This is a genomic window from Mediannikoviicoccus vaginalis (assembly GCF_928097925.1).
Lineage (GTDB): Bacteria > Bacillota > Clostridia > Tissierellales > Peptoniphilaceae > Mediannikoviicoccus > Mediannikoviicoccus vaginalis.
This window is the reverse complement of sequence record NZ_CAKMRI010000001.1, coordinates 879105-897690: the sequence shown is the minus strand read 5'-3', so window position 1 is coordinate 897690 and position 18586 is coordinate 879105. Positions and strand designations below refer to the sequence as shown.

The following is an 18586-nucleotide window of genomic DNA, read 5'->3' as shown; positions in this document are numbered from 1 at the left end:
TTTTATTTTTATATAAAATTGACTCAAGAGATTGTTATTTTAAATTTAAAGGGGAAAGTTATGAAAGTTGTAAAATTTGGTGGAAGTTCACTGGCTGATGCTATTCAGCTTAAAAAAGTTAGAGATATTATACTTGAAGATGATGCTAGAAAGTACATCGTCGTTTCTGCGCCTGGAAAGGGTGCAAAAAATAATCACAAGGTTACTGACCTTCTAGCAATGTGTCATGAATTAAGTGACCACGATTTAAATTTTAATGAAGTTTACAAGATCATCGAGAATGTTTATAAAAATATTGTTGATGATCTTGTTTTGCATATTGACATTGATAGTATTTTAGCAGAAGTTAAGGAAGAGATTGAAGGTGGCGCAAGCTATGACTATGTTATTAGCCGTGGGGAGTTTATTAGCGCACAAGTTCTTGCTTCCTACTTAGGATATGACTTTGTGGATGCAAAGGACTTAATTGTTTTTAATGATAGAGTGTTGGACCTTCACAAGTCCCAGGAGAAGATTAAAAATATTTTATCTAAACATGAAAGGGCCGTTGTACCAGGTTTTTATGGCGTTGATGAAGAGGGAAGGGTCAAAACTTTTACTCGTGGCGGCTCTGATGTTACGGGTTCTGTTATTGCATCTGCCCTTGATGCTAAGATGTATGAAAACTTCACTGACGTGTCAGGCTTTTTGGTGGTGGATCCAAAGATTGTAAAAAATCCACATCCCATGGGCACCATCACTTACAACGAGCTTCGCGAGCTTTCCTACATGGGTGCAAAGGTACTTCATGAAGAGGCGATTTTTCCTCTTAGAGATAAAAACATTCCAATTAACATAAAGAACACAAATGCGCCAGATGAAGATGGCACTTTAATTTTATCGAAATGTGACAAGAAGAATAAAAATATTTTAACTGGCATATCTGGCAAAAAAGGATTTACCGTTATAAATCTTGAAAAGGTAAATATGAACTCGGAGAAGGACTTTTTTAGAAAGCTTACTACGGTTTTTGAATCCAACGACATTTCCATTGAGCATATGCCTTCAAGTATTGACTCCGTTTCCGTTCTTGTGGCGGATTCTTACATTGCACCAAAGTTAAACAAGGTCATTGAAGAATTGAAAATCTATTTAAATGTGGACAGTATTTCTTGGGAGAGGGATATTTCCCTTATTGCCGTGGTTGGTCGTGGCATGATAAATGAAAAGGGAGTATCATCGAGAACCTTTACTGCCCTTGCAAAAGAAGGAGTAAATATAAAGATGATTAGCCAGGGCTCAAGTGAAATAAATATTATTATTGGCGTTGAAACAAAGGATTTTGAAAAGGCAATTCGTTCCATATACGAAGAATTTTACAAGGAGGACTAAGATGAAAGTTAATTTAGCGGTTGTAGGTGCTACTGGTCTTGTTGGTGGCATGATGTTACAGGTTTTAAGTGAAGAAAATTTTCCAGTAGATAAATTATATTTATTCGGTTCCAAAAATTCCCATGGTGAAAAGATAAATTACTGTGGGAAGGAGTACATTGTTGAAGAGTTGAAAGAGGACTCCTTTGATGGAAGGGGTATAAAGATTGCCCTATTTGCTGCAGGCGGGGCCGTAAGTGAAAAGTACGCGCCTATTGCGGCAAGGGCTGGAGTAACTGTAATTGACAATAGCTCTTGCTTTAGAATGGACAAGGACGTGCCACTGGTTGTTCCAGAAATAAATGCGGAGGACATTAAGAGCAATAAGGGCATTATTGCAAATCCAAATTGTTCCACAATACAATCGGTGTTGCCACTAAAACCAATTCACGATAAATATAAAATTAAAAGAGTTATCTATTCAACTTATCAATCAGTATCTGGATCTGGATTAAATGGAATTTCTGACTTGGAAAAGGGAACACAACTGGCTTACAAGTACCCAATTAATAACAACTGTATTCCACAAATAGATGTGTTTTTAGACAATGGCTATACAAAGGAAGAGATGAAGATGATTGATGAAACTAAAAAAATTCTTCATGACGACTCCATTCTTGTAACTGCCACAACTGTGCGTGTTCCAGTAAAATCTTCCCACTGCGTTTCCATTAATATTGAAACAGAAAAACCTTTTGAAGTGGAAGATGTAAAGAAAATTATTTCAGAGTATCCTGGAATGGTTCTTGAAGATGACCTTGCAGAAAAAAAATATCCAATGCCAATTACTTCGACTGGTAAAAATGAAGTCTTTGTCGGTAGAATTAGACGTGACTTTACAGTGGAAAATGGATTAAATTTATGGTGCTGTGCAGATAACATAAGGAAGGGAGCTGCAACTAACGCAGTGCAGATTGCTAAAAAAGTCTTGGAGGTTTAATTTGAAAATTGCAATAATGGGCTTTGGCACTGTGGGAACAGGTGTCGAAGAAATTTTATATAAAAAGAAGGAGTCCCTATTAAAAAATGGTTTTGATATAGAAATTGATAGGGTTTTAATAAAGAACAAAGATAAAAAGAGGTCGCCATTAAAAAGTGATTTAGTTTTTACTAATAATTTTGACGAAATTTTAAATTCAGAGGTGGATACGGTAATTGATGTTACTTCAAGCCTTGAAGAAACTTTTGAAAGAATTGTTTTATTAATGAAGGCGGGAAAGAACATTGTAACTGCAAACAAGGCGGTGGTTTCAAAATATTTTGAAGAATTAAATGCCTTGGCAAAAGAAAATAAAGTTTATTTTTCCTACGAAGCTTCCGTGGCAGGGGCAATTCCAATAATCCATCCAATAATGGAAGAGACTTTCTTCAGCGATATGGACAAGATTTACGGAATTTTAAATGGAACTTCCAACTATATTTTATCCAAGATGGAAGTGGAAGGTTCGTCCTATGAGGATGTACTGAAAGAAGCTCAAGACCTTGGTTATGCGGAAGCAGATCCTACGGCGGATGTTGGTGGCTTTGACGCCATGAGAAAGATTAGAATTTTATCTTCCCTTATATATAATGCAAAGATTGATGAAGGGGACATCTTCACTTTTGGGATTTCAAATATAAAAAAATCCGACTTTGACTATGCAAAAGGGCTTTGTTATTCCATAAGGCTTATTGCAAAGTCGAAACTGTCTCAGGGAAAGATAAATATTTCAGTTATTCCAACTTTTTTAAAGGACAACTTCTTTGCGAAGACCTTTGAAGGCACAAACGCAGTAAAGGTATGGGGAGAAAACTTTTCTTGTTATGAATTAAAGGGGCCTGGTGCAGGGAAACTTGAAACGGCAGATGCAATTATGCGAGACCTTTTAAGAATTCTTTCCCGTAGAGAAATAAACACTTTTTATGATTCGTCAAATTCATATGAAGTGGAAAATAATTTAAAGATCAAGTACTATGTGAGAACTTCAGTGGTTACGCCTGGATTAAAAGAAATAATTGAAGAAGAAAAAGTTTTAGGACAGGACCACCATATTATTACAAGGGAAATTCCCCTTGATGAATTAAAAAAATTGCTTGAAGAAGAAATGTTTATTGCAGAAATAGAGGGAACAATATGAAATTTTTATCAACAAGAAATTCAGAATTAAAAATTTCTAGTAGAGAAGCAATTATAAATGGAATAGCTGAAGATGGAGGACTCTATGTGCCTGAAAGCTTTCCTGAGTTTAATATAATGGATCATCTGGACCTATCTTATACGGAGTTGGCCCATAAAATTTTGTCCCTTTATCTAACGGACTTTGATAGCCATGACCTTCTGGAGATTATAGAGAAATCATACGAAAGTTTTGAAGATGGAATTGCAAAAGTTTCCTATGTAAAAGATTTTTATTTGGAACTCTATCATGGTAGGACTTCTGCATTTAAGGATTTTGCCCTATGTTTGTTGCCAAATCTTTTGTCATATGCAAAAAAATCCCTTGGTATTAATGAAAAGACTTTAATTTTAACGGCCACTTCTGGGGATACTGGCAAGGCCGCCCTGGAAGGCTTTTATAATACTGAAGACATCGACATCTTGGTGCTATATCCAACGGAAGGCGTAAGTTCCATTCAAAAGGCGCAGATGGACACAACTTCGTCACTAAATTCAAAAGTTATTTCCATTAATGGCGATTTTGATGATGCTCAAAATGCAGTAAAGAAAATTTTTAATGATGAAGATGTAAAAGCTAAATTGAAAAGAAAAAACATCTGTCTTTCCTCTGCAAACTCCATTAATATTGGCAGGTTAATTCCACAAATAGTTTATTATTTTTATTCCTATGCCGACTTGGTGAATAATAAAAAAATATCTGCGGGGGAAAAAATTTCCTTCTGTGTACCAACGGGAAACTTTGGCGACATTTTGGCGGGGTATTATGCAAAGGAAATGGGACTTCCAGTGGATAAACTAATAATAGCATCAAACGAAAACAATGTACTGACAGACTTTTTTGAAACTGGAACCTATGATGCAAATAGAAAACTTGTAAAGACAATCTCTCCATCCATGGATATATTGGTGTCATCAAACCTAGAGAGACTTCTTTATCACAAGTCTTGTGACAAAGTGGTGAGGGAGAAGATGGAAGACTTAAAAAATGAAGGTGTTTTTGAATTTGATTGCGACTTCGATGAATTTTTATGTGGATATACAACTGAAGAAGACACAAAAAAGACTATTGCAAAAGTTTATAAAGAAGAAGGCTATTTAATGGACCCACACACTGGCGTTGCAAAAAATATTGTAGACAAGCTCGGCCTTAAAAACACAGTGATTTTATCCACAGCAAGTCCATATAAGTTTTCATCTTCAGTTCTTGAAGCCCTTGGGATCGAGCTTTCAAATGACGAATTTGAAAATATAAATTTGCTTAATAGAGTAACGGGAGTTAAAATTCCAAAGGAAATTAAAAAGTTAAGGGACAAAAAGATTATTCATAATACAAAGATTTCAAAAGATGAAATTGAAAGAGAAGTTATGGAATTTGCCAACAGAGGCAAAAGAATTTCCGTTCCAGCAACTTCCGCGAACCTGGGACCTGGGTTCGATGCACTGGGCCTTGGAGTAAATCTATACAATACTTGTGAGTTTAATTTTACAGATGACAAAAACAAGTTTGAAAAAAATGTAAAAGAGAATTTAATCTATAGTTCCTACAAATATGCCTTCGATTTTTATAACGAAGAAGTTATTCCGATAGACATCGACCTTTGTACAAATATTCCGCTGTCAAGGGGACTGGGTTCTTCTGCAGCTTGCATTGTAATGGGAGTGTTTATGGCATTTTCCGTAATGAAAAGAGATTTTGATAAAAAGGAAATTTTAAAAATCGCAACAAAAATTGAGGGACATCCCGACAATGTGTCGCCGGCAATTTACGGTGGAGCAAATGTGTCAATCTTAAAGGACGATGTTTTTGTAGAGAGGTTTGAAGTTTCAAACAAGTTTAAATTCATGGCAATTATTCCAGACTTTGAACTTTCAACCAGGGATGCAAGAGAGACCCTTCCTAAAGAATACAGTAAGGAAGACGCAGTGTTTAACATCTCAAGGGTTTCCATGTTGATTTTATCTTTAATGTCTGGGAATGAAGATAATTTAAAAGCTTCCCTTGAAGATAAAATTCATCAGCCCTACAGATATAAACTTATTCCTGAAATAGAAAAGATTGAAAAAATTATTAAAGAGTCCGACGCCATTGGTCACTACCTAAGTGGCGCTGGTTCAACAATAATGTTGATTTTAAATTCAGATGATGAAACAACTGAAAGTGAAATTAGAAAAAAATTAGAATGCCTATCAAATTCATATAGGGTTATGACACTGGAAATTGACAAAAAGGGAGCCTTTTTAATTTAAAATAAGGGATGCTATTGTTCAGCATCCCGATTTTTTTATTTTTTATTTAGGCTCAAGCATATGCTTAGGGTCTAGTATGTCGTCAATCTTTTCTTCGTCAAAAATCTCTTGTTCAAGAAGAAGTGATTTTACTGTTTTATTTGTCTTAAGGGCTTCCTTGGCAATCTTTGCAGACTTTTCATATCCGATATATGGATTTGCCGCAGTGATAAGTCCAATTGAATTGTCCACATGTCTTCTACAATTTTCTTCATTGGCCTTTAAATCCTTTATGGCATTTATTCTAAAAGTGTTTATTCCATTTGTTAGTGTTTGAATTGACTCAAATAGATTGTAAAAGATTATTGGTTCAAATGCATTTAGTTCTAACTGTCCACCTTCACATGCCATTGCTATGGTGGTGTCATTTCCAATTACATTGAAGGAAATTTGATTTACAACTTCAGGGATAACTGGATTTACCTTGCCTGGCATTATGGAAGATCCATTTTGCTTTGCGGGTAGGAACACTTCGCTAAGTCCTGCCCTTGGTCCAGAGTTCATAAGTCTTAAGTCGTTTGACATCTTGGACAAACTTATGGCCAAGGTTTTTAAATTGCCAGACACAAAGCCATAGCAGTCTAGGTTTTGAGTTCCATCAACAAGGTCTTCACATGGTTTTAAATTTAAATCACAAACCCTATCAAGCTCTATTACAATTTCATCTAAGAAATCTTTTGATGCATTTATTCCAGTACCGATGGCAGTGGCGCCCATGTTTACATATTCCAGTTCCTCAATGGACATCTTGGTTCTTCTAATGTCCCTCTTTATGGCAGCGGCATAGGCTTGAAACTCCTTGCCCAGTGTTGTTGGCACTGCGTCTTCAAGTTGAGTTCGACCCATTTTGATTACATCTTTAAATTCAATTGCCTTAACCATTAAATCTTTATAAAGCTCTTCAAGTTCAGCTAGCAGTTTGTAAAGGAGCTTGATTGCAGTTATCTTTCCAGAAGTAGGGAACACGTCATTTGTAGATTGACTTAAGTTCACGTGGTCATTAGGGTGAACAAGATTATAATTTCCCTTGATGCTGTCAAGTTTTTCAAGGGCTATGTTTGCAATAACTTCATTTGCATTCATGTTTGCAGAAGTTCCGGCACCACCTTGAATAGGATCTACAATAAATTCATCTCTGTACTTGCCTTCGATGATGTCGTTACAAGCTTCGATGATAGCGTTACCAATCTTCTCGTCCAAAGCTTTTGTCTTTATATTTGTAATGGCGCAGGCCTTTTTAACATCTGCCAAAGATTCGATTAGAAGTGGATGCATCTTTGAGTTTGTTATGTGAAAATTATTTTTTGCCCTTAAAGTTTGCACACCATAATAGGCCTCTTTAGGTATTTGAAGTTCTCCTATGGAATCTGATTCAACTCTAAAATCTTTCATTTTTTGCTCCTTTCAAAAATTATCATTTCTATCCTCTTGATTATATTATATGATTAGATTAGTATAGAATAAAATACAAATAACGATATGGAAGTATAGGTAGGTACTTATAATGTTTAATGCAAATGAATATGTTTATGAAGTATATAAGGAAAGAAGCTTTTCAAAAGCGGCAAAAAATCTTTTTATTTCCCAGCCATCCCTAAGTGGAACTATAAAAAGGGTGGAGGAAGAGATTGGCTATGAAATTTTCGACAGATCCACAAAGCCAATTGGAGTAACGGACATTGGAGAGAAATACATTAAGACAATTGAAAAGATTTTGAAACTGGAAAGGCATTTTATTCAATATGTAAATGACGTGGACGATTTAAAGGCGGGAAATGTTTCTGTTGGTGGTACCCAACAATACACTTCCTATATGCTGCCGGCAATTGTATCAAAGTTTATTGAGAAGTATCCACATATAAATGTGGACATAGTAGAGGCAAAGACCTCGTCACTAATAAGGTACTTGAATGAAGGCATAATCGACATTGCCATAGATAACTACTCCTATGATGAAGAGGACTATTCGAGACAGTTTCAAACGAAGGACACTATGATACTGACGGTGCCAAAGAGTTTTTCATCAAATGAAAACTTAAAGAACTATGCCCTAAGCTTTGAAGAGATAAAGTCGGGAGAATTTAAAAACGATGACATTCCATTTGTTAAACTGTCAGAGTTTAAAGATGAAAATTTTATATTACTTAAAGAGGGTAACGACACTAGAACAAGGGCACATAAGAAATTTGTAAATGAAAATATATCTCCAAAGGTGTTACTGGAAGTTGAACAGCAGATTACATCCTACAACCTTACGGCATATGGCCTGGGGATTTCGTTTATCTCCGACTATTTAATTAGAAATGTGGGGGACAATGACTCCCTTTGCTACTACAAGCTGGAGAATTATGAAAATGACAGGGACATCTGTTTTTATTATTTGAAGAACAAGTATATAACCAAGGCCCAAAGTGAATTTTTAAAGATGGCGAAGGAGACACTATGAAGGAAAAAACTTTAAATTACGATGTGTTAACCTATGAAGATGGAAATGTGTTTGAAAGCGTTGAAGATGTGGTGGAGGAAAAGAGATACCAAGTCATTGTAAATGAAAAAATTTTATATAACTTAACCTGTTCTCCTTTCAATGTGCTAGAACTTTTAGTTGGAAATATGTGGATGAGAAATTTAATCGACAATAAGGAGGACATAAAGTCAATCGACATTGGAGAAGAAATTATTAAAGTTTTTCTTAATATTGAAACGAAAAATAAAAACAGGGACTACAAATTTGTTAAGTCACCATTGACCTTACCAAAAGAAAAGGTGCCCAAGCTTATGAAGAAGCTTCAAGAAAGGGCAAATCTTTTTTCAAGAACCGGTGGAGTTCATAACGCCGGGATTTGCGATGGGGAAGAGATAATTTTATTTATGGAGGATATTGGAAGGCATAACACCGTGGACAAGCTAATGGGCTACTGCGTTTTAAAAGAAATTGATATTAGCGATAAGATTATTGTTTTTTCCGGAAGAATTCCCTTTGAGATAATCAATAAGCTGTCCATGATGGGGGTACCAATCTTTATTTCGAAGTCTGCCCCTACAAGCCTTGGTGTGGACATGGCAAAGAAGTACAACATCACCATATGTGGTTTCACCAGGGGAGAGAGGTATCATATATATTCCTGTCCCGAAAGACTTGTTTAAAATGGGTATAAGTATTATATTAATTTTTATTTAGAAAAAAGGTGGTTATTTGAAAAAATTACTAAAGTATTTGAGTCCTAAGGACTGGACTTTTATTATAATAAACATCCTCCTAATTTTTGTGAGGGTGTTTTTAGAACTTAAAATTCCAGACTACATGGAGGACATTACAGAGACATTACAAAATCAGGGGCAGTTCGCTTCAATCATCGCCGGTGGAAAGAAGATGTTACTTTCAGCACTGATTGTATTAATCCTTGCATTTATCTGTGGATTCTTGGTGTCTAGAGTTGGTGCAGGGTTTTCAAAGAAGCTAAGGGCGGCGGTGTTTGAAAAGGTAAATAGCCTTTCTGAAAGGGAAGTAAATTATTTTTCCACAGATAGCTTAATAACAAGATCAACAAATGACATCATCCAAGTGCAAAATCTTCTTATAATGGGAACGCAACTTGCGGTGAGGGCTCCGGTTATGGCTGCCATGGCCATATGGAAGATAATGGGAAGAAACGGACTTTGGACTTCGTTAACATTTTTATCCGTTGTCATAATTGTCTGTGTTGTATTTATAATTTCAAAACTTTCCATACCGAAGTTTAAAAAGGTGCAAAAGTTAATTGATGGAATAAATAGGGTTACTAGAGAGGGCCTTGAAGGTATTAGAGAAGTAAGAGCCTTTAATGGACAAAGTTTTCAAGAAGAAAAATTCTTTAAAGCAAATAACGAGCTAATGGAAAATCAAATGTATACAGGCCGTGCCATGGCAGTTTTAAATCCAATAATGAGATCCATGGTAAGCATATTGAGTTTGACCATCTATTGGACCGGCGCCTATATATTGGTTAAGACTGCAACGCCTGAAAAGCTAGGCGTGTTTAGCGACATGGTGGTGTTTAGTTCCTATGCGGTTCAAGTTATAGTTTCATTTATGATGCTTTCATTTATATTTGTTATGCTACCAAGGGTTATGGTTTCCGTAAACAGAGTTAAGGAGCTGTTGGAGAAGGAAACTTCCATTGAAGAAGGGGATTTGGAAAATTCAAATACTGACATTGGACTGGTTGAATTTGAAGATGTATCTTTTTCATACTACGACAGCAGAGAGAATGTACTTGAAAATATTTCCTTTACACTAAACCCTGGAGAGACCATGGGGATAATTGGACCCACAGGGTCGGGAAAGACTACCATAGCGTCACTACTCCTTAGACTATATGACCCGAGCCGTGGAGTTATAAAGGTAAATGGAGTTGATATAAAAAATTACAAGCTCAAAAGCCTCTATGAAAACATCTCCTATGTGCCGCAAAAGGCACTGCTTCTTTCGGGAACGGTTAAATCCAATTTGAGTTTTGGTGACGAAGAAGATTCTTCCGTAGAAGAGATGTTAAGGGCGTTGGAAGTTTCGCAGGCGCTTGACTTTATAGATAAAAGCCCCGAAGGCTTGACCCACAAAGTTTCACAGAGGGGAAGTAACTTCTCTGGAGGACAAAAGCAAAGACTTTCCATTGCTAGAGGTCTTGTAAAGAACGCTCCTATAATGATATTTGACGATTCATTTTCCGCCCTTGATTTAAAAACCGACAAGGCATTAAGATCTGCACTACAAAAATATTCAAAGGACAGCACCAAGATTATAGTTAGTCAAAGAATTAGTTCCATTATGAATGCGGACAAGATAATGGTGCTTGAAGAAGGAAAGATAGTTGGTTTTGGAAAGCATGAAGAGCTTATGAAGTCATGCGAACTTTATCAAGAGATTGCAAGTACACAACTTTCCATAAAAGAGGAAGTGGGTGATAATAATGGAAAATAAAATGGACAAGAAAAAGAAGAACAAACCTAAAAACTTTTTAAAAGCGTGGAAGAAACTACTAGGTGAATTCAATGACTATAAATTTCCAACGATTATTGCACTAGTACTTTCCTTTATGGCAAATATTTTCTTCTTGATGACTCCAAAAAAACTTGGTGACATGGCGAATGAAGTAAAGAAGGGCATTGAAGGAAGTATTAATTTCCAAAATATAAAGAGCATTGCCATGGTTGCTGTGGTACTAATGGTGCTTGGTGCTATTATGCTCTACGGCCAGGAATTTATTATAGTTACCGTGGTGCAAAAGGTATCAAGAAAACTTCGTAACAAGATTGCAAGAAAGATAAATAAAATTCCGCTTGAGTATTTCGACAACAATAGCACCGGAGACATTTTAAGTAGAGTTACAAATGACGTGGACATGATATCCCAAAGTCTTTACATGGGCATGAGTTCCTTTGTGGGATCCATTACTTCGTTAGTTGGTTCACTGTATATGATGCTTACGACAAATCTACTTTTGACGGCGGCATCAGTGGGATCAACCCTAATAGGTTTTGCACTTATGTTTGTGATTATGGGCCTTTCACAAAAATATTTTTTTGAAAAGCAACAGACCCTTGGAGAATTAAATGGATATATTGAAGAGGTATTTGAAGGCCATACTATTGTCAAGACCTACAATGCAAAGACGGAAGTCACTGAAGAGTTTAATGAGATAAACGAAAGGCTTTACGATTCAGTTTGGAAGGCGGAGTTCTTGTCAAGATTTATGTATCCAGTGATGAACTTCATCGGAAACTTCGGCTACGTTGCCATCGCCATAATAGGTGCATACCTTGTAATGGATGGAAGGATTACATTTGGAATAATCGTTTCATTTATGATGTATATTAGAATGTTCACACATCCACTTACAAATATTGCAGAGATTGCCACCACCATGCAAAGTGCAGCGGCGGCAGGTGAAAGGGTGTATGAATTCTTAGAAGAAAGAGAACTTGAAGACGAAAGCCATAAGGAGTTATATTTGAATCCAGATGAAGTTAGGGGCGATGTACTATTTGAACATGTGTCCTTTGGTTATGTTCCAGAAAAAATAATCATAAAAGATTTTTCCGTCGACGTGAAGGGCGGACAAAAGGTTGCCATAGTTGGACCAACTGGAGCAGGAAAGACCACCCTGGTAAATCTACTCATGAAGTTTTACAAAATCGATGGTGGAAGGGTTTTAATTGACGGAGTGGACACGGTGGACATCACTAGAGAAAATATTGCAGAACTCTTCTGCATGGTACTTCAAGACACTTGGATATTTGAAGGCACAGTGTATGAAAACATCGCTTATAACTCTGGCAGTTCAAAGGAAGAGGTGGTAAAGATTGCAAAGAGCATTGGGCTACATCACTTTATAGAAGCTCTATCAGATGGATATGACACAGTATTAAATTCAAATGTATCCATATCTCAAGGGCAAAGGCAGCTTATAACAATAGCAAGGGCCATGGCAAAGGATGCGCCAATGCTTATACTTGACGAAGCCACAAGTAATGTGGACACGAGAACGGAAATTGTAATTCAAAGGGCCATGGATAAGTTAATGAAGGGACGAACTTCATTTGTTATTGCCCATAGAATTTCTACAATAATAAATTCAGATATAATCCTCGTGCTTGACAAAGGTGACATTATCGAAAGTGGAAACCACGAAGAGCTAATGGCTAAAAGAGGATTCTATTACAATTTATACAATAGTCAATTTGAGGACAGTTTATAATTAAAAGACCTTGGTTAAGTCCAGGGTCTTTTTTGGGTATAAACATAGAAGGAGGTGCATTATGAAAATAAGTTTCTTAGGTGCAGCAAGAGAAGTTACGGGATCAAATTACTTAGTTGAGACGAAAAATGAAAAATTTTTAATTGACTGTGGAATGTTCCAAGGAAGAAAAGAACTTGAAGAGTTAAATAAGGAAGATTTTAAATTCAATCCAAGTGAAATAGACTTTGTAATATTAAGCCACGCCCATATTGACCACAGTGGTAGATTGCCATTACTTTATAAAAGGGGATATAAAAATCCAATCTATGCAACAAAGCCAACTGTAGACCTTTGCGAAATCATGTTACAGGATAGCGCAAAGATTCAAGAGTCGGATGTGGAATGGGAAAATAGAAAGAGAACAAGGGCGGGCAAGCCTCTAGTAGAACCTCTTTACAATATAAATGACGCAGAAAATGTTATGAGATATTTTCAAGGTTGCTACTATGACGACATAATGAAAATAAATGACAATGTATCCGTAAGGTTTAGAGACGCAGGGCACATTCTAGGTTCAGCCTGTCTTGAAATCTGGGTTAAAGAGGATGAAGAGACTACCAAGATTGTATTCTCTGGAGACCTGGGAATGCCTGACAAACCAATACTTAAAGATCCGGAATTCATTAACTCTGCAGATTATGTAATCGTAGAGTCCACCTATGGAAACAGATTGCATCCCAAATATGAATACTCAGTTCAAAAATTAACTGAAATTATTGACAAGGTTACAAATAGGGGAGGCACGGTAATCATACCTTCCTTTGCAGTGGGTAGAACACAAGAGATTATTTATGATTTGAACAGCCACTACGACAGCGCTGAAAATATAGAATACCATAACAGAGTTCCAATTTATATCGACTCTCCACTGGCAGTTCGTGCAACTGAAGCCTTTATGAAAAATTCCTACTTCTTTGACGACATGGCAAGGGATTTGATTAAGAGTGGAGACAATATTTTTGAGTTTGAAAACTTAAAATATGTTTCAAATGTGGAAGAGTCCATTACATTAAACAAAGTGAAGTTTCCAAGGGTAATAATTTCATCCTCTGGAATGGCAACGGCAGGTAGAGTAAGACATCACTTGAAGCACAATCTATGGGACGAAAAAAATGCAGTTGTATTTGTAGGTTACCAATCAGAAGGCTCCCTTGGAAGAATAATTCTCGATGGAGTTAAGAATGTAAAGATACTTGGAGAAGATATAAAAGTAAATGCAGAAGTGTATGACCTAGACGGATTCTCCGGCCACGCAGATAAAAATATGTTATATGAGTGGATGAAACACTTTGAAGGCAAACCAAAGGTGTTTATAGTCCATGGTGAAGAGGAAGCTCAAAAGGAATTTAAAAACACATTGGAAGAGGGCCTTGGTCTTGACTGTACAATACCAAGACTAAACGAAGAGTTTGTTCTTGAACCGGGCAAGGAGAGCATAAACACTGCATATGAAAATGTTAAAAACTCCTTTGAAATTGAATCGGAAGTAGATGACTTAATTAAAAATTTGGACAATATAAAGAGCAAAGACTTCTTAAATGATTTGAAGAATATGTCGGGAGATGACTACTCCGATGTGAGAAGAAAAATATACAATATTAAAAATGAAATCATGAATATTTACAACGACTTCTCAGAAGAGAAGGAACAGGAAAAATTAAAAAAATAAATTTTAGGGCTTAAGTTTTACTTGGCCCTTTAATTTTAACAAAATTTAACTTTGTTATTATGGATTTAATACTTTAATTCGTGAATTAAGGGTATAATAATATAAAGTGTATTAAATAGGTGATTCATATGAAATTTTTTTATCAGGACAATTTAGAAAAAGACGCATACCTTTATAATGAAGGTAAAAATTACAAGGCTTATGATTTTTTAGGCTCCCACAAAATAAATATAGATGGAAAAGAATATGTTCGATTTGTTGTTTGGGCTCCTAGGGCGAAGTTCGTCAACCTATGTGGAGACTTTAACTACTGGGACGAACTCAATCTTCCATTAGAGAGGATTGGTCAAACGGGACTTTGGACCATTACTGTGGAAGGGATAAATATTTATGACAGCTACAAGTATAGAATAGTCGGTCCAAATGACCAAGTGAAATTAAAATCAGATCCATTTGCATTCCACGCAGAAAACAGACCTAATACTGCATCAAAGTTCTATGACCTTGAAGGCTATAAATGGAATGACAAGAGATGGATGAATAAGAGGGTTAATAAAAACGGAATCGACTCACCCATATCCATATATGAACTGAACCTTGGTTCCTGGAAGAAAAAGGACAATGGCGACTTCTATTCATATAGAGAGATGGCAGATGAACTGGTGGACTATGTAAAGGAAATGGGCTTTACACATGTGGAGCTTATGCCCGTAATGGAACATCCATATGATGGCTCTTGGGGATACCAAATTTCTGGATACTTCGCACCAACATCACGATTTGGAACGCCACATGACTTTATGTACATGGTGGACAAATTTCATCAAAAAAATATTGGCGTTATACTGGACTGGGTTCCAGGGCATTTCTGTCCCGACGAGTTTGCACTAAGGGAGTTTGACGGAACACCAACCTATGAATCGGAACACTCTTCCCTTTCACAAAACGAACACTGGGGCACTGTGAACTTCGACTTAGGTAGAAACGAAGTTAAAAACTTTTTAATTTCTTCCGCGCTATATTGGATGGACTACTACCACATAGATGGCATAAGAGTGGACGCGGTGGCATATATCATTCACTATAGAATAGACCATGAGGTGGGAAATCCAAATAGCAACAATGTGGACTGGAATGGAGTAAACTTCTTAAAGGAATTAAACGAAACAATTAGAAAGTTTTATCCAGAAGTAATCATGGTTGCAGAGGACTCGTCGCCATGGCCAAATGTAACAAAGAGCGTTTCTGACGGCGGACTTGGATTTGAATTCAAGTGGAACATGGGCTGGATGAATGACACATTAAAATATGTAGAAATGGATCCGCTATTTAGAAAGGACCACCACGATCTAATTACATTTAGTTTGGTGTATGCCTTTAATGAAAATTTTATACTTCCATTTAGCCACGATGAAGTTGTTCACATGAAGGGCTCAATGATAAATAAGATGCCTGGAAATTATGACGATAAATTTTCTGCACTAAAACTACTTATGATGTTTATGTTTGGACATCCTGGCAAGAAATTAAACTTCATGGGAAATGAAATTGCCCAATTTGATGAATGGAATGAATGGGGAAGCTTAACATGGTCCGTTTTAGACTACGACTCCCACAGAAAATATCAAAAGTTTTTCAAAGAATTAAATGAAGTTTATAGAAAAGAAAAAGCCCTTTGGGAAGTGGACGACTCCTATGACGGCTTTGAGTGGATTGAAGTTAATAATAGGGACGAATCCGTATTCATATTTGAAAGAATTGCAAAGGACGGAGAGAAGATAATCTGTGCATTTAACTTCACAGGAGTTAAGAGAGAAAATTATCCAATTGGAGTGAATGAAGAGGGAAGTTACAAAGTAATCTTTAACAGTGCCATGGAAAAATATGGTGGTCATTTAAGTAGAAATAAGAGTATAAAGACGAATAAGGAAGATTTTCAAGGAAGAGAAAACTCTTTTAGAATAGACTTAGAACCGTTATCTGCGGTGTTTATAAAGAAAAAATAGGAGGGAGATATGAGGGCGAAGAAAAGAGTTGTGGCCATGCTCCTGGCAGGGGGACAGGGCTCAAGACTAAAAGACTTAACAAAAAATATTGCCAAGCCTGCCGTACCTTTTGGAGGAAAATATAGAATTATTGACTTTGCTTTGAGCAATGCAACCAATTCGGACATAAGAGATATAGGTGTATTAACTCAGTACAAGCCCTTTTCACTAAACGCCCACTTGGGAAATGGTGCTCCATGGGACTTAGACAGAAACAATGGTGGACTTAGAATACTTCAACCCTTCTACACAGAAGAAGGTGGTAAGTGGTACGAGGGAACTGCCAATGCCATTTATGAAAACATAAATTATTTGGAACATCTATCTCCAGAATATGTATTAATACTTTCTGCAGATCACATTTATAAGATGGATTACAACGAACTTTTAAAATGCCACAGAGAAAATGGTGCTGCACTTACAGTTGCAGTTCGTGAAGTGCCTTGGGATGAGGCGCCACGCTTTGGGATTTTAAATACGGATGACGAAGGACGAATTGTAGAGTTCGAAGAAAAGCCGGAACATCCAAAGAGCAATTTGGCATCCATGGGGATATACATGTTTGACTGGCCAATCTTAAAACACTATTTGGAAAAGGACAATAAAGATCCAAACACCTCCCATGACTTTGGAAAAAATATTATTCCAAGCATTATTGGTGACGACAAACCGGTTTATGCATATAAATTTGATGGATATTGGAAGGACGTTGGAACAGTAAGGTCATTTTGGGAAGCAAATCTAGATCTACTTGAAGATGACGAAAAATTGAATCTATACGACAATAGCTTTAGAATCTTTACAAAGTCAAAGGACCTTCCACCACATTATGTTTCATCTACGGGCAAGGTGAAGAAGTCCCTTGTTAACGAAGCCTGTGTGATTTCAGGAAAGGTTTCAAACTCAGTTCTATTTTCAAAGGTGACTGTGGAAGAGGGGGCCGTAGTTGAAAACTGTGTAGTATTATCAAACGTAAAAATAAAGAAGGACGCAAAGGTATATAACTCTGTTATTACAGAGGATCTTGTTATTGAAGAGGGGGAAGAAATTGGAAGCCCTGAAGATGGCAAGGTGTATCTAGTGTCTGGCGATGGAATTGCTGAAGAATAGGAGGGGCATATGCAAGACTGTATTGGTATAATAATTGGAGGAAAATCCACAGACAAATTTAGTTCTCTTTGCAAGACAAGACCTGCCTATATGCTTCCATTTGCAGGCAGATATAGATTGATTGACTTTACCCTTTCGAACCTCGCAAACAACGACTTGTCCAATGTGATTTTATATGGCGGTGGAAATTTGAGATCCACCTTGGACCATATTGGAAATGGAAAGTCTTGGGAACTAAATAGAAGGAGAAATGGTTTAATAATATTTCCAGAGATAAAGAGTTCAGTGGCAAATGGAAACACTGAGATGGGAATGTTTTTTGAAACGCTAAAGTACTTTGAAGACTCTAGGGAAGAGTATCTTTACTTTGTAGACCCAATGGCAATTGACAAGGAGGACTTAACAAAGGCCTATGACAGAATGAGGAAAGAAGATTTGGATGTGCTTTTATTCTATGTGGAACAAGAGGACAGTCTAGGAAAGTACATTGGCGAAAAGAAACTTATCTTTAGTGAAGATGAAAATCTAATAAAAATAGGTACCAACCTTGGTACTGAAGAGTCATTCCCAATGCTTATTAGAGAGGGCTTTGTAAAAAAAGAAGTCTTTATAAAACTAGTTAAAAAGGCAGTGGAAAATTCCGATGCAAAAACACTTCTTGAAGCTATTTCAAATAATATGGATGAACTTAAAATAGGAATTTACAAACAGGATTCAAGCGTGGAACTAATTAGGGATTTAAAATCATTTTATGATGTAAATATGAAACTTTTAAATCAAGACTTTTATAATAAACTCTTTTATGAAAATGGAGTTGTTCTTACAAAGTCAAAGGACGAACCATCAACATCCTATGGAGAAAATGCAAAGATAAATAACTCGCTAATTGCAAATGGTTGTAAAATTGATGGCTATGTTGAAAACTCCATTATATTTAGAGGAGTGGAAATAAAATCGGGAGCAGTTATAAAAAACTCCATCCTTTTCCAAAACACAGTTGTTGAAAAGGATGCGGTGGTGGTGAACACCATTACGGACAAGGGCGCAATCATAAAAAGTGAAGTGTCCATTGCAGGATCAAGAACTGCACCTTATGTAGTTGAGAAATATTTAGTTGTGGAGAAATAAG

General features: G+C 36.5%; 13 protein-coding genes. 12 read left to right on the top strand and 1 reads right to left on the bottom strand.

Annotation, left to right across the window (positions count from 1 at the left end):
- The first annotated feature begins 60 nt into the window (after positions 1 to 60).
- The 4 genes from L6651_RS04450 to thrB are packed head-to-tail and all read left to right on the top strand — an operon-like array spanning position 61 to position 5815.
- A complete protein-coding gene (locus tag L6651_RS04450; protein ID WP_237036798.1) occupies positions 61 to 1371 on the top strand; it encodes an aspartate kinase in 1311 nt (436 codons plus the stop codon).
- A 1-nt stretch (position 1372) separates the two neighbouring features.
- Positions 1373 to 2350, top strand: a complete 978-nt coding sequence (locus L6651_RS04445) for an aspartate-semialdehyde dehydrogenase (protein ID WP_237036797.1) — start codon at positions 1373 to 1375, stop codon at positions 2348 to 2350.
- A 1-nt stretch (position 2351) separates the two neighbouring features.
- Entirely contained in the window at positions 2352 to 3527 is a 1176-nt protein-coding gene (locus L6651_RS04440; protein ID WP_237036796.1) for a homoserine dehydrogenase, read from the top strand.
- Positions 3524 to 5815, top strand: coding sequence for a homoserine kinase (thrB, locus tag L6651_RS09430; RefSeq protein WP_237036795.1), 2292 nt, complete (start codon positions 3524 to 3526; stop codon positions 5813 to 5815). Before L6651_RS04440 ends, thrB begins: the two co-directional genes overlap by 4 nt.
- Positions 5816 to 5857: 42 nt before the next feature.
- Here thrB and L6651_RS04430 read toward each other — a convergent pair whose 3' ends face one another.
- Complete coding sequence (locus tag L6651_RS04430) at positions 5858 to 7246, bottom strand: aspartate ammonia-lyase (protein WP_237036794.1); 1389 nt, start codon at positions 7244 to 7246, stop codon at positions 5858 to 5860.
- A gap of 112 nt (positions 7247 to 7358) precedes the next feature.
- On the opposite strand from L6651_RS04430, the gene L6651_RS04425 reads away from it, so the two are divergent.
- The 8 genes from L6651_RS04425 to glgD all read left to right on the top strand — a co-directional run bounded on the left by L6651_RS04425 (position 7359) and on the right by glgD (position 18585).
- A complete protein-coding gene (locus tag L6651_RS04425; protein ID WP_237036793.1) occupies positions 7359 to 8300 on the top strand; it encodes a LysR family transcriptional regulator in 942 nt (313 codons plus the stop codon).
- Positions 8297 to 9001 carry a formate dehydrogenase accessory sulfurtransferase FdhD gene (fdhD, locus tag L6651_RS04420; protein ID WP_237036792.1) on the top strand — a complete coding sequence of 235 codons (705 nt, stop codon included), beginning with the start codon at positions 8297 to 8299 and terminating at the stop codon, positions 8999 to 9001. The genes L6651_RS04425 and fdhD overlap by 4 nt, the downstream gene beginning before the upstream one ends.
- Before the next feature lie 49 nt (positions 9002 to 9050).
- On the top strand, positions 9051 to 10814 hold the full coding sequence (locus tag L6651_RS04415) for an ABC transporter ATP-binding protein (protein ID WP_237036791.1): 1764 nt from the start codon (positions 9051 to 9053) through the stop codon (positions 10812 to 10814).
- Entirely contained in the window at positions 10804 to 12591 is a 1788-nt protein-coding gene (locus L6651_RS04410; protein WP_237036790.1) for an ABC transporter ATP-binding protein, read from the top strand. Before L6651_RS04415 ends, L6651_RS04410 begins: the two co-directional genes overlap by 11 nt.
- A gap of 61 nt (positions 12592 to 12652) precedes the next feature.
- Positions 12653 to 14302 carry an MBL fold metallo-hydrolase RNA specificity domain-containing protein gene (locus L6651_RS04405; RefSeq protein ID WP_237036789.1) on the top strand — a complete coding sequence of 550 codons (1650 nt, stop codon included), beginning with the start codon at positions 12653 to 12655 and terminating at the stop codon, positions 14300 to 14302.
- Positions 14303 to 14430: 128 nt separating this feature from the next.
- The gene (gene glgB, locus L6651_RS04400) at positions 14431 to 16308 is read left to right on the top strand and encodes a 1,4-alpha-glucan branching protein GlgB (RefSeq protein ID WP_237036788.1); all 1878 of its coding nucleotides are present in this window, start codon (positions 14431 to 14433) and stop codon (positions 16306 to 16308) included.
- Positions 16309 to 16317: 9 nt separating this feature from the next.
- Entirely contained in the window at positions 16318 to 17457 is a 1140-nt protein-coding gene (locus L6651_RS04395) for a glucose-1-phosphate adenylyltransferase (protein ID WP_237036787.1), read from the top strand.
- A 9-nt stretch (positions 17458 to 17466) separates the two neighbouring features.
- Positions 17467 to 18585: a glucose-1-phosphate adenylyltransferase subunit GlgD gene (glgD, locus tag L6651_RS04390; protein ID WP_237036786.1), complete on the top strand. Its 1119-nt coding sequence runs from the start codon at positions 17467 to 17469 to the stop codon at positions 18583 to 18585.
- Position 18586 lies beyond the last annotated feature (1 nt).

What these genes read in the sequence shown, in the direction of transcription:
- L6651_RS04450 (WP_237036798.1), top strand. Translation starts at nt 61, where the DNA reads ATGAAAGTTGTAAAATTTGGTGGAAGTTCACTGGCTGATGCTATTCAG.
- L6651_RS04445 (WP_237036797.1), top strand. Translation starts at nt 1,373, where the DNA reads ATGAAAGTTAATTTAGCGGTTGTAGGTGCTACTGGTCTTGTTGGTGGC.
- thrB (WP_237036795.1), top strand. Translation starts at nt 3,524, where the DNA reads ATGAAATTTTTATCAACAAGAAATTCAGAATTAAAAATTTCTAGTAGA.
- L6651_RS04430 (WP_237036794.1), bottom strand. Translation starts at nt 7,246, where the DNA reads ATGAAAGATTTTAGAGTTGAATCAGATTCCATAGGAGAACTTCAAATA.
- L6651_RS04425 (WP_237036793.1), top strand. Translation starts at nt 7,359, where the DNA reads ATGTTTAATGCAAATGAATATGTTTATGAAGTATATAAGGAAAGAAGC.
- fdhD (WP_237036792.1), top strand. Translation starts at nt 8,297, where the DNA reads ATGAAGGAAAAAACTTTAAATTACGATGTGTTAACCTATGAAGATGGA.
- L6651_RS04410 (WP_237036790.1), top strand. Translation starts at nt 10,804, where the DNA reads ATGGAAAATAAAATGGACAAGAAAAAGAAGAACAAACCTAAAAACTTT.
- L6651_RS04405 (WP_237036789.1), top strand. Translation starts at nt 12,653, where the DNA reads ATGAAAATAAGTTTCTTAGGTGCAGCAAGAGAAGTTACGGGATCAAAT.
- glgB (WP_237036788.1), top strand. Translation starts at nt 14,431, where the DNA reads ATGAAATTTTTTTATCAGGACAATTTAGAAAAAGACGCATACCTTTAT.
- L6651_RS04395 (WP_237036787.1), top strand. Translation starts at nt 16,318, where the DNA reads ATGAGGGCGAAGAAAAGAGTTGTGGCCATGCTCCTGGCAGGGGGACAG.
- glgD (WP_237036786.1), top strand. Translation starts at nt 17,467, where the DNA reads ATGCAAGACTGTATTGGTATAATAATTGGAGGAAAATCCACAGACAAA.